12 protein-coding genes are annotated in these 10878 nt (G+C 70.9%); 4 read left to right on the top strand and 8 right to left on the bottom strand.

Features of this window, described 5'->3' with window-relative positions:
• The coding region (locus FNH04_RS31945) for a hypothetical protein (RefSeq protein WP_228031729.1) at positions 1 to 347 on the top strand (347 nt) is incomplete at its 5' end.
• A 196-nt stretch (positions 348 to 543) separates the two neighbouring features.
• Here FNH04_RS31945 and FNH04_RS48055 read toward each other — a convergent pair.
• Complete coding sequence (locus FNH04_RS48055) at positions 544 to 732, bottom strand: DUF6243 family protein (RefSeq protein ID WP_152789331.1); 189 nt, start codon at positions 730 to 732, stop codon at positions 544 to 546.
• 135 nt (positions 733 to 867) lie between these two features.
• Between FNH04_RS48055 and FNH04_RS31935 the strand changes: the two genes are divergently transcribed.
• Together FNH04_RS31935 and FNH04_RS31930 are read left to right on the top strand one after the other, a co-directional pair.
• Positions 868 to 1491 (top strand): TetR/AcrR family transcriptional regulator, encoded by a 624-nt coding sequence (locus tag FNH04_RS31935; RefSeq protein WP_152789319.1) that lies wholly within the window; start codon positions 868 to 870, stop codon positions 1489 to 1491.
• 298 nt (positions 1492 to 1789) lie between these two features.
• Positions 1790 to 2527, top strand: coding sequence for a bifunctional DNA primase/polymerase (locus FNH04_RS31930; protein ID WP_152789317.1), 738 nt, complete (start codon positions 1790 to 1792; stop codon positions 2525 to 2527).
• Positions 2528 to 2665: 138 nt separating this feature from the next.
• On the opposite strand, the gene FNH04_RS31925 is transcribed toward FNH04_RS31930, so the two are convergent.
• The 6 genes from FNH04_RS31925 to FNH04_RS31900 all read right to left on the bottom strand — a co-directional run bounded on the left by FNH04_RS31925 (position 2666) and on the right by FNH04_RS31900 (position 9289).
• Positions 2666 to 3697 carry a hypothetical protein gene (locus FNH04_RS31925; protein ID WP_152789315.1) on the bottom strand — a complete coding sequence of 344 codons (1032 nt, stop codon included), beginning with the start codon at positions 3695 to 3697 and terminating at the stop codon, positions 2666 to 2668.
• Positions 3654 to 4529 (bottom strand): iron uptake transporter permease EfeU, encoded by an 876-nt coding sequence (gene efeU / locus FNH04_RS31920; RefSeq protein ID WP_322724415.1) that lies wholly within the window; start codon positions 4527 to 4529, stop codon positions 3654 to 3656. Before efeU ends, FNH04_RS31925 begins: the two co-directional genes overlap by 44 nt.
• 4 nt (positions 4530 to 4533) lie before the next feature.
• Positions 4534 to 5811, bottom strand: coding sequence for an iron uptake transporter deferrochelatase/peroxidase subunit (gene efeB, locus FNH04_RS31915; RefSeq protein ID WP_152789327.1), 1278 nt, complete (start codon positions 5809 to 5811; stop codon positions 4534 to 4536).
• A gap of 50 nt (positions 5812 to 5861) precedes the next feature.
• Positions 5862 to 7025, bottom strand: coding sequence for an iron uptake system protein EfeO (gene efeO / locus FNH04_RS31910; protein ID WP_152789313.1), 1164 nt, complete (start codon positions 7023 to 7025; stop codon positions 5862 to 5864).
• Between the two features lie 234 nt (positions 7026 to 7259).
• Positions 7260 to 8171, bottom strand: coding sequence for a heme ABC transporter ATP-binding protein (locus FNH04_RS31905; RefSeq protein ID WP_152789311.1), 912 nt, complete (start codon positions 8169 to 8171; stop codon positions 7260 to 7262).
• Positions 8168 to 9289, bottom strand: coding sequence for a FecCD family ABC transporter permease (locus tag FNH04_RS31900; protein ID WP_386575508.1), 1122 nt, complete (start codon positions 9287 to 9289; stop codon positions 8168 to 8170). Before FNH04_RS31900 ends, FNH04_RS31905 begins: the two co-directional genes overlap by 4 nt.
• 94 nt (positions 9290 to 9383) lie before the next feature.
• Between FNH04_RS31900 and FNH04_RS31895 the strand changes: the two genes are divergently transcribed.
• Positions 9384 to 10028 (top strand): PhzF family phenazine biosynthesis protein, encoded by a 645-nt coding sequence (locus tag FNH04_RS31895; RefSeq protein WP_322724414.1) that lies wholly within the window; start codon positions 9384 to 9386, stop codon positions 10026 to 10028.
• Positions 10029 to 10049: 21 nt separating this feature from the next.
• Here the strand turns inward: FNH04_RS31895 and FNH04_RS31890 are convergent, their stop codons facing one another.
• On the bottom strand, positions 10050 to 10697 hold the full coding sequence (locus FNH04_RS31890; protein WP_152789309.1) for a biliverdin-producing heme oxygenase: 648 nt from the start codon (positions 10695 to 10697) through the stop codon (positions 10050 to 10052).
• Positions 10698 to 10878 lie beyond the last annotated feature (181 nt).

Here is a 10878-nt window from a genome sequence, read left to right as displayed (position 1 = left end):
GGGTGGGGGAGGCGGCGGCCCTGATGGAGGGGAAGGACAACTCCTGCCATCTCAACAGCGCCGCGCTGTGGGCGTCGGAACGGGTGGCGGGTCTGGCGACCGGCTACGCCCTGTCGGACGACGACCTGTGGCGCCAGCACTCGTGGGGCCTCGCGGCCGACGGGACGGTCGTGGAGACGACCGAACCCCGCCGGTTGTACGCGGGACTTGAGCTGGATCCGCGGGCGGCCTGGCGGTTCGTCATGGCCAACGCGGGGCCGAACGACGTGCATCCGACGCCGGGGCGGATGGCGATGCTGAAGGGGTTGGCGCGCGGAAAGCCGACGGCGACCGTCCCGGAGGCCTGAGGCCGAGCGGATCGGTGCGCCTGCGCCTGCGGGTGCGGGTGCGTCGTGGTGGCGGCGAGTTGCGGTACCGGGTGCGCCCCAGGCTTCCAGGGGCGCGGGGAACGGCGCGACCGGCCACGACGAACCCGCACCCAGCCACCGACAGGAACCCGGCAGACGAGTACCGCCCAACCGCCGGAGGCGACAGGCGACGGACCTACGAACGTTTCCCGTCCGTACCGTCCCGCGTCGCCCTCCCCGCGCGCTCTTCCTGAAGCCTGCGCAGCAGTTCCCGTTTCTGCGCCTGTGCATCCTGGCCGCCTCCACCTCCGCTGCCGACGCCACGCCCCCCTCCACGGAGGGCCTTGTGACTGAGCTTCCTGCGGGTTCCGCCGACTCCCAGCATGTTTCCGGCTCCACCTCGGGTCATGGTGTGTCCCTTCCTTGGCACTTACGCGAAACGATACGCACCGTCTCGTCAAATTACTCCGGTAGTCTGCGGCGAGACGCTCCGTCTTGTCAACCTGATAAATTGAGGCGCATGGTCCAGAAGCCCGCCCCCGACTCCACACGCCGCAGCGAGAAGTCCCGCCGCGCCATCTATGACGCCGCCCTCGCCCTCGTCGGCGAGGTCGGTTACACGAAGACGACCATCGAGGGCATCGCCGCCCGCGCCGGAGTCGGCAAGCAGACCATCTACCGGTGGTGGCCCTCGAAGGCGGAGGTGCTGCTGGAGGCGTTCCTCGACCTGAGCGAGCAGTTCGCCGAGGCGGCGGCGCCGGAGGAGCAGGCGGAGTACGGGATCCCGGACACCGGCGACCTCGCCGCCGATCTCAAGAACGTCCTGCGCCTCACGGTCGACGAGCTCCTGGACCCGAGGTTCGAGGCGCCGTCCCGGGCCCTGACCGCCGAGGGGGTCGTCAACGAACAGTTCGGCGCACAGGTCATCGCCCGTCTGCTCGAACCCCAACTCCAGCTCTATGTGCGGAGACTCGAGGCCGCGCAGGAGACCGGCGAGGTGCGCCCGGACATCGACCCGCGTATCGCCCTCGAACTCTTCGTCGCGCCGCTCGCCCAGCGCTGGATCCAGCGCACCGGGCCGATCACGTACGCGTACACGGACACCCTCGTCGACTACGCCCTGGGCGGCCTGGCGCCCCGCTGAGCCCGGCTGAGCCCCTCCCGGTCCGGCATCGCCCCGGTCCGGCACCACCCCCGATCCGGCGATCACCCGGGCCGGGTGTGCCCCAAGGTGTGACCCAGGTGTGACAAAGGCGACCGCAGCCGCCGTACAACACCCCACAACAGGGTGGCAAATCACAGCAAAGCGCTCGATAGCCCTTGATCCCTGCCGGGAGTCGGCATCGCCCCACCCGCCCCGGACGGGGCCTGCGGCCACCCGCGCCGCAGGATGGTGGGACCATGGAGCATGCTGTCCGCACAACAGCAAGGCGAGGGGATAGATGAGCGCTGAGTTCGGCCGCCGCTCCGGCGGGCAGAGCAGGCAGGGCAGGATCTCCCAGTGGCTGCGCGGTCGCCGCACCGAACCCGAGACCGACGGCGGCGGACGCGAGGCCCTGTTGCTCGCCGCCGCCGCCACGGGACTGCCCCTCGCGCCGGCCGCGTACCCCTCCGGTTACCGGTGTTCGTGCGACCGCGTCGGGTGCCCCACACCCGCGCGCCACCCCGTCTCCTTCGCCTGGCAGACGCAGTCCACGACGGACCGCGCCCAGATCGAGCGGTGGGCCCGCCACCAGCCGCAGGCCAACTTCATCACCGCCACCGGCATGGTGCACGACGTCCTCGACGTGCCCCTGGAGGCCGGGCGCGAGGCGCTGGAGCGGCTCATCGCCTCCGGGATCGAGGTGGGTCCCGTCGCCGAGTCGGGTGACGGGCGCATGCTGTTCTTCACCCTCACCCGCGGTACGCCCGAGGACGAGGACGAGTGGTGGCCCTGCGAGCTGGACTGCCATCCCGAGACCATGGACGAGCATCCGGGGCTGCGCTGGCACTGCCGGGGTTCGTACGTCCTCGTACCGCCCGCCCGGCTTCCCGACGACCTCGCCGTGTGGTGGGTGCGCGGCCCCGAGCACCCGCTCCCCGATCCGCTCAGCCTGCTGGAGATCCTCACCGACGAGTGCTCCCGGTACGCGGGTGAGAAGCCGGACCACGCGACGGCGGCCTGGCCCCTGAGGGGCTGAGACCCCAGCAACAGCCGGCCGAGGCCGCGCAGCAGGCCCAGGCCGAGGGCGAGGCCGAGGGCAGGACCGGCAAGGCGGCCGGCCCCCCCCGAGGGCTTCAGAAGCCAAGAAGCCCCGGCAGCCCGCTCTTCCCGGCGTTCACTCGCCCTTCGCCTTCGTCATCCCGTCCACCCGGCCCAGGAACCTCACCTGCTTGTCCGACGCGTTCTTCGCCGGATCCAGCACCGCCTGGTTGGAGACGTGCTCCAGCGTCAGCGAGGACTTGACCTCCCCGGTCAGCAGCGCCTGGACGTTGGGGTCGGTGACGGGGAGGTCGACCCCCGGGGCGGCCGTCTGCTTCTCGTAGTGGTGCGTGGCGAAGAAGACCAGCGCTCCGCCGTCCGTCGTGCGCAGGCCGACCGGGGCGTAGTCGCCCTTCGTCAGCGGCTCGTCGATGTACTGGCGGGCGAGTCCGGGCTTCCTCGCGTTCTTCCGGCGGCCGGCCCGCCACTCGGAGGTGTACGTGCCGGGTGCGAAGACCTCGCCCGCGGCGGAGGCGGCGGGCTTCGACCTCAGGTACGTCGCGTACGCGTCGCCCAGGTCGTCCGGCGCTATCGCCAGCGCCGCGTCGTCCGCCGTGACCGGCTGTGCGTAGCCGTCCCCGTCCGTCTTGAACGTCGGTACGTCGTCGGCGTCGAGGATCGTCAGATACGAGACCGCCCACACGTCGTCGGCGTCGCTCCGGGTGAACACCAGCAGCCAACGCGCGTCCTTGGCACCCTTGTTGGCGGCCGTGTCCGCGACGAACCAGCGCGGCCAGCCCGCCTTCTCGGGGATCGTGAACTTCGCGTCGGTCAGCGTCAGCGGTGCGTGCGACGGGTTCCCGTCCGGGCTGTTCTTGCTGCCCGCCTTCAGCTTCGCGCCGTCGATGTCGGCGAGCGCCCCGGTCACCCGGTCCGCGTCCTGCGACCGGTCGTACGTCTTGTCGGCCTTGTTGTACGCGGAGGTGAAGTCCTTGAGCGCGCGGGCGGCCTCGGCCCGCGTCGCCGCCGGAAGTATCTCCCGCTCGCCGTGGACGACCACGCACCCGCTCGCCGCCATGGACAGAACGGTCACCGACGCGGTTGCCAGGGCGAATCGGCCGTACCTACCGAGCCTTTGAGGGCTCGGAACCCCGCGATCCCTGCTCATCAGGTTCCTTCACCTTCCCCTTCCCGGAGGCGAACCCTACCGGGGCGAGGAAGATCGCGAGCGTCGGGATCAGGTAGAGGAGCCAGACCGTGACCTGGAGAACCGTCGGATCGGGCTGGAAGTTGAAGATGCCCTTCAGCAGCGTGCCGTACCAGCTGCCCGGATCAACGGTGTCGCTGATGTCGAACGCCTTGTTCGTCAGGCCCGGCAGGAAGTCGGCCTCCTGGAGGTCGTGGAAGCCGTACGCGAGCACGCCGGCCGCCACCACGACCAGCATGCCACCGGTCCAGGTGAAGAACTTCGAGAGGTTGATGCGCAGGGCGCCCCGGTAGAAGAGCCACCCGAGCACGATCGCCGTCGCGATGCCCGACAGCACGCCGATGAGCGGCCCTTGGGTGCCGTCGCTCGACGCGCGCACAGAAGCCCAGACGAAGAGCGCCGTCTCCAGGCCCTCGCGTCCCACCGCCAGGAACGCCGTGGCGACGAGCGCGCCCGTACCCGTCCGAAGGGCCGCGTCCAGCCTGCCGTGCAGCTCCGATCGCAGGTGCCGGGCCGTACGGCGCATCCAGAAGACCATCCACGTCACCAGGCCCACGGCGATGATCGACAGGGAGCCGCCGAGCGCCTCCTGGGCCTGGAACGTCAGCTCCTGCGAGCCGAATTCCAGTACGCAGCCGAAGCCGAGGGCGAGCCCGACCGCGACACCGATACCGATCCAGATCGGCTTCAGCGCGTCCCGGCGGCCGGTCTTCACCAGATAGGCGACGAGGATGCAGACGACGAGGCTCGCCTCCAGGCCCTCGCGCAGACCGATCAGATAGTTCGCGAACACGGCGTCAGCCCTCCGTCGGGGAAGCGGAGAACAGCGCCCGGCCCCACCAGTCGTCCGCGTCCCGGACGCCCGGGGGAACCGCGAAGACCGCCGAACCCACGTGCTGGATGTACTCGTTCAGCGCGTCCGTGGCCAGGTTGCGCTGGATCGGGATGAAGCCCTCGCGAACGTCCCGCTGGTACGCGAGGAAGAACAGGCCCGCGTCGAGACGGCCGAGGCCGTCCGTGCCATCGGTGAAGGAGTAGCCGCGGCGCAGGATCGTCGCCCCGCCGTTGGAGTCCGGGTGTGCGAGCCGTACGTGCGCGTCCGGCAGCATCGCCTTCAGGAACGGCTCATCGCGCTCCTTCGCCTTGCCCACGGGTGCGCCCTCGCCCTTGTCGCGGCCGAAGATGTCCTCCTGCTCCTGCAGCGAGGTGCGGTCCCAGGGCTCGATGTGCATCCGGATGCGCCGCGCCACCAGGTACGAGCCGCCGGTCATCCAGTCCGGTCCGTCCGACTCCGCCACCCACACGTACTTCCTGAGCCTGTCCGTCTCGGTGCCCGCGATATTGCGGGTGCCGTCCTTGAAGCCCATGAGGTTGCGCGGGGTCTGCGCCTCGGGAGTCGTGGACGAGGTCTTGCCGAAGCCGAGCTGGGACCAGCGGACGGAGACCTTGCCGAAGCCGATACGGGCCAGGTTGCGGATCGCGTGCACCGCGACCTGCGGGTCGTCCGCGCACGCCTGTACGCACAGGTCGCCGCCGCTGCGGGCCCCGTCGAGGTTGTCGCCCGCGAACCGCGGGAGGTCCACGAGCGCCTCGGGCCGCCGGTCCGCCAGCCCGAACCTCCCGAAGAGCGACGGCCCGAAACCGATGGTGAGGGTCAGCCTCGACGGCTTGAGGCCCAGCGCCTCACCGGTGTCGTCCGGCGGCGCCTCGGCCAGTCCGCCGTACGCGCCCTCGCCGACCGCCTTCCCGGCGGTCATCCGCCGCGCGGCCGCCGTCCAGTCCTTGAGCATCGTTGCGAACTCGGCGCGGTCGTCCGTCTTCACGTCGAACGCGGCGAAGTGCAGCCGGTCCTGCACCGGGGTGGCGATACCGGCCTGGTGCGCGGCATGGAAGGCGACCGGCCCGCCGGCCGCGGCACCGGCCGGGTCGGCGTCGCCTCCGGTGCGGGCCACGGCCACCGCGCCACCGGCCGCGGCGGCACCGAGCGCGAGCCCGGCCCCGCCCCAGCCGATCAGCGAACGCCTGGACGGCTTGGAGGAGTTGTGGTCGGCGGTGTGGTCCTCAGGGGTGCTCATGGTGTTGTTCTCAGTGGTGTCCGTCATGGCTGCCGGCCCTCACCCATCGCCTACTTCACGACCGCGGCGGCGAGCTGCGAGAGCGGCTCGGCGAGCGCGTTCACCGCGTCCGAGAGCTCCTTCTGCTCGTCCTTGCCGACCTTGTCGTACGAGACGAAGTCATAACCGTTCTTGTCCGCGCGGTACTTGTCGAGCAGCGTGTTCAGCGCCGCGAACTGCTTGTCCAGCTCCTTCGTCAGCGCCGGGTCGTTCTCGGAGGCGACCGGCTTCAGCAGCTCGTACGACTCCTCGGCGCCCTCGACGTTCGCCTTGAAGTCGACGAGGTCGGTGTGCGAGTAGCGCTCCTCCTCGCCGGTGACCTTGCCAGTGGCGACCTCGTCGAGGAGCTCCTTGGCACCGTTGGCCATGGAGGTCGGGGTGATCTCGGCCTTGCCGACGCGGTTCTGCCAGTCCTGAAGGTCCTTCACCAGCTGGTCGGCGAGCTCAAAGTCGCGGGCGGTGAGCTTGCCGTCCTTCCAGAGGGAGCGCTCCAGGCGGTGCCAGCCGGTCCAGTCCTCCTCTGTGTTTTCATCGGTCCGGCCGTCCTCCAGACCGTCCTCACGTACGTCGACCTTCGGGTCGATGTCACCGAAGGACTCGGCGACGGGCTCGGTGCGCTCCCAGCCGATACGGGAGGGCGCGTACGCCTTCTTCGCGGCCTCGATGTCGCCGTCCTTGACCGCGTCCGTGAAGACCTTCACCAGGGGGAGCGTCTCGTCGGCCTGCGTCTGGACGTACTTGCGGTACGCGGCCACGGCCTCGTCCAGGCGCGGATCGCGCTTCGCGACCTTCCCGGTGCCGGTGGCCGTGACGTCCTGCCGGATGCCGTCGCCCTTCATGCCCGGCTTGCAGGCGATCCGGTACTCGCCCGCCTTCACCTCGGCCGTGACCTTCTGCTTGGTCCCGGGGCCGATGTTCTCGCGCTCGGTGACCACACGGTCGTCCGGGAAGAGGATGTAGACCTCGGTGACCTTCGAGCCCTTGTTCTCGATGTCGAGTTCGACGTGCCCCGCTGGGAACTCCTTCTTCGACACCTTGCACTTGGTGTCGGTGGCCGTCACCTCGATGACGCCGTCGCCGTCCGTGGCGCTGCTCTTCTCGGTGCAGCCGGTGACGGCGGTCAGGGCCGCCACGGTGGCGGCGGCGGTGACGACGGAGTATCTGAGGGGGCGCATTTCGGCTCCAAGGAAGGACACAGCGGACACACAGGCAAGGTGAGGGCTCCCCATAGTTATCTGAGGCTTACCTCACCACCACCTGCGCATCCAGTGAATCCCCTCTCGTCGCGGGCGTACGAGCACGGCCGTATCACGGTGGCTCAAAACAGCCGTGATGATCCGGTCAAGTAGGGGTCAAAAGGTCAAGTGCCGGTCAAGGGTTCGAGTACGCCCCAGGGCTCCGCGCATGGCTCAGGAGTCCCGCTTCGGAGTGATCAGGACGCCGCCGGTCCTCGGGTGCGGGAACACCTCGACCGGCTGCCGGTAGACCTCCGACAACAACGTGTCCGTGAAGACCTCGTCCGGCGCGCCCTCGGCCGCGATGCGCCCGGCGCGCAGGACCGCGACCCGGTGCGCGTAAGCCGCCGCGAGCCCCAGGTCGTGCAGCACCACGACCACCGCGTCACCGGCCCGCGCCCGCTCCCGGCACACCCGCAGCACCAGCTCCTGGTGCCTGAGGTCCAGCGCGGCGGTCGGCTCGTCGAGCAGCAGCAGTGGCGCCCGCTGGGCCAGCACCCGCGCCAGCGCGACCCGGGCGCGCTCCCCGCCGCTGAGCGCGGAGAAGGGGCGGGCCGCGAACGCGCCGACCTCGGTCGCCGCCATCGCCTCGGCGACGACCGTGTCGTCCGAGTCCTCCTCGTCCCGGCCGTGGGGCCGGTGCGCCCAGGGAGCCCGGCCCATCCGTACGACCTCCTCGACCGTGAACGGGAACGACAGCGCCGCCGACTGGGGCAGCACGGCGCGTCGGAGGGCCAGTTCGGGCGCGGACCAGTCGGCGGCCGCGCGTCCGTGGACCCGTACGACTCCGGAGGCGGGCCGCAGATCGGCGGCCAGGGCCGCCAGCAGGGTCGACTTCCCCGCCCCGTTGGGCCCAACGAGCGCGAGGACCTCGCCCGCGCGGGCGGCGACGTCGACACCGGAGAGGACGTCCTGGGAGCCGAGCCGCACATGAAGGGACTCGGTCTCGGCGAGTACGTCACCGGGGGCGGCCGGAGGCGGGGGAGCGGGCCTCCGGCGCAGGCGCCCCGAAAACCCCGAACACCCCGGGAACCCTGAAAACCCCGAGAACCCCGGGAACAGCGACGGTCCACCGGACGACTTCATGCCCAACCCCCTTGCTTGCGGCGGGTCCTGCGCAGCAGCCAGAAGAAGAAGGGGCTGCCGATCAGGGCGGTGAGAACGCCGATGGGCAGCTCGGCGGGCTCGGCGACGGTACGGGCGCCGAGATCGGCCGCGAGCAGCACGAGGGCGCCGGCGAGCGCGCTGCCCGGGATCAGGAACCGGTGTCCGGGCCCGGCCGCCATGCGCAGCAGATGGGGCACGACCAGCCCGACGAAGCCGATGATCCCCGAGACGCTCACCGCGGCGGCGGTGAGCAGCGCTATCACCAGCACCAGGACGATCCGCAGCCGCTCCACATCCACGCCCAGATGGCGCGCGGGACGCTCACCGAGGGCCAGCAGGTCCAGCTTCCGCGCGTACAACGGCGCCACGACCAGTCCCACGGCCGCGCACGGCAGGACGGCCAGCACCTTCGGCCAGGTGGCCTGGGCGAGCGAGCCGAGCTGCCAGAACACGATCTGGTTCACGGCGGCGGTGTCCGCGAAGAAGATGAACAGGCCGATCAGGGCACCCGCGAAGGCGTTCACGGCGATCCCGGTGAGGATGAGCGTCACGACCTCCGTGCGGCCCCCGGACCGCGACATCGCGTACACCAGCAGCACGGTGGCGAGCCCGGCGGCGAACGCCAGCGCGGAGACCGTCCAGTTCCCGAGAAAGTCGATCCCCAGCGCGATGGCCGCGACCGCGCCGACCGCCGCACCCGAGGACACTCCGATGACCCCCGGCTCGGCCAGCGGATTCCCGAACACGCCCTGCATCAGCGCCCCCGCGCACCCCAGTGCGCCCCCGATCAGCAGGGCGAGCACGATCCGGGGGAACCGTACGTTCCACAGCACCGACTCGGGCACGCGGTCGAGCGCATCGCCGCCGAGCCCCAGGCGGTGGGCCACGGAGGACAGGACGTCCCCGGTGGGCACGGGGTACGCCCCGATCCCGGCGGCCACGGGGACGAGCACGAGGAGGGCGAGGACGAGACCGGTGGTGAGGAGATACGGGGTCGTACGGCGCCTGCCGGCCGGCGAGCGCCCGCCGTCCCGGCCCCCGGCCGTCCGCGAGCCGTCGGCTCCTGGGGGCTCAACCGGCTTGTCCAGTACGGTCACTTGGTCCTCCGTTCCATGGCGGTCGATCCCCGCCCCTCCCCGGCGGACCCTCGCCTGGGAGGAACCGCTGCTCGAGTGATGTTTCAATGCCCGGGTGACTGATTACGACGTGCTGAGGGTCTTCTGCGGCCCCAGCGGCGGATACGGCAACGAACTGGGCGTCGTGCGTGACGGCTCGGTCATGCCTGAGCGGAGCGACCGGCAGGCCTTCGCGGCGAAACTCGGCTTCAGCGAGACCGTGTTCGTCGACGACCCCGAGCGCGGGATCATCGACATCTACACCCCCACCCTGCGCCTGCCCTTCGCCGGGCACCCCTGCGTGGGGACGGCCTGGCTCCTCGACGTACCCGAACTGGTCACCCCCGCCGGGGTCGTGGGCACCCGCCTGGACGGCGAGTTCAGCTGGATCGAGGCGCGGGCCGAGTGGGCCCCGCCGCGCACGTTCCGCCAGTACGGTTCGGCGGCCGAGGTCGACGGCCTGCCCGTTCCGCCACCGGGGGAGTGGATCTACGCCTGGGCCTGGGAGGACGAGGCCGCCGGCCGTATCCGGGCCCGGGCCTTCCCCGGCCGCGACGACGGCATCGACGAGGACGAGGCAACGGGAGCGGCCGCCCTGATCCTCACGGACCGGCTGGGCCGCGCCCTGAACATCACCCAGGGCGCGGGCTCGCAGATCCTCACGGCACCGCAGCCGGGGGGCTGGGTGGAGATCGGAGGCCGGGTGTTCCTGGAACGCTAGGAGTCACTCACGCCGGAGGTGTCACGCGCTGAGCGGGAACTCCTCGCCCAGCGCCCGGAACACCGAGGTGTTGAGCGCGAACGCCCGCTTGCACTCCGCGATGATCCGCTGCTTCTCCAGGTCGTCCGCCCGCACCCGGTCGAGCAGCTCGCGGTACCCCCGCTTGAACGCGGCCGGGTTGGCGATGTCCTCGAAGACGTAGAAGCGCACGCCGTCGCCCTTCCTGGCGAAGCCCCAGGTCCTCTCCGCCCTGTCGCGGATGATCTGGCCGCCGGAGAGGTCGCCGAGGTAGCGGGTGTAGTGGTGGGCGACGTATCCGCCCGGCCAGGTACGCGCGCACTCGGCGACCCGCGCCGCGTACGCCTCCGTCGCCGGCAGGGCGGTCAGCGTCGACCGCCACCCCTCGCCCCGCAGATGCGCCAGGTCGCGCTCCAGCGCGGTCAGCCGCATCAGCTCGGGCTGGACGAACGGCCCCGCCACCGGGTCGCCGGCCAGGCCCGGAGCGGCGCTCTCCAGCGCCTCGTACACGAACCACAGCTGCTCGGTGTACCGCGCGTACGCCTCGACGCCGAGCCTGCCGCCCAGCAGGTCGCTCATGAACGTGGTGGTCTCCGCCTCCGTGTGCTGCTCGTGCGAGGCGGTGCGGATGAGCGTCGAGAACGAGTCCATGAGGTCTCCGGTGCCGAGGGGACGAGAACCATCGCCGTACGGGCAGATTTTCTTTGGTAAGGCTTACCTAAGTCAAGTGGGATGTCGACACGCTGTCGGCAAAACCTTACCCAGAAACATCATCGGTGCCACACGAAAAGCCCGCCCTCTGAGAGGGCGGGCCAGGGGGACGGGGCCAGGG

This window comes from Streptomyces phyllanthi, from assembly GCF_009377205.1.
GTDB lineage: Bacteria > Actinomycetota > Actinomycetes > Streptomycetales > Streptomycetaceae > Streptomyces > Streptomyces phyllanthi.
This window is presented reverse-complemented; position numbering and strand designations above follow the sequence as displayed.

Coding starts and splice junctions, on each gene's coding strand:
- FNH04_RS31935 (WP_152789319.1), top strand. CDS start 868: ATGGTCCAGAAGCCCGCCCCCGACTCCACACGCCGCAGCGAGAAGTCC.
- FNH04_RS31905 (WP_152789311.1), bottom strand. CDS start 8,171: ATGAAGTCGTCCGGTGGACCGTCGCTGTTCCCGGGGTTCTCGGGGTTT.
- efeO (WP_152789313.1), bottom strand. CDS start 7,025: ATGCGCCCCCTCAGATACTCCGTCGTCACCGCCGCCGCCACCGTGGCG.
- FNH04_RS31930 (WP_152789317.1), top strand. CDS start 1,790: ATGAGCGCTGAGTTCGGCCGCCGCTCCGGCGGGCAGAGCAGGCAGGGC.
- FNH04_RS48055 (WP_152789331.1), bottom strand. CDS start 732: ATGCTGGGAGTCGGCGGAACCCGCAGGAAGCTCAGTCACAAGGCCCTC.
- FNH04_RS31890 (WP_152789309.1), bottom strand. CDS start 10,697: ATGGACTCGTTCTCGACGCTCATCCGCACCGCCTCGCACGAGCAGCAC.
- FNH04_RS31925 (WP_152789315.1), bottom strand. CDS start 3,697: ATGAGCAGGGATCGCGGGGTTCCGAGCCCTCAAAGGCTCGGTAGGTAC.
- efeB (WP_152789327.1), bottom strand. CDS start 5,811: ATGAGCACCCCTGAGGACCACACCGCCGACCACAACTCCTCCAAGCCG.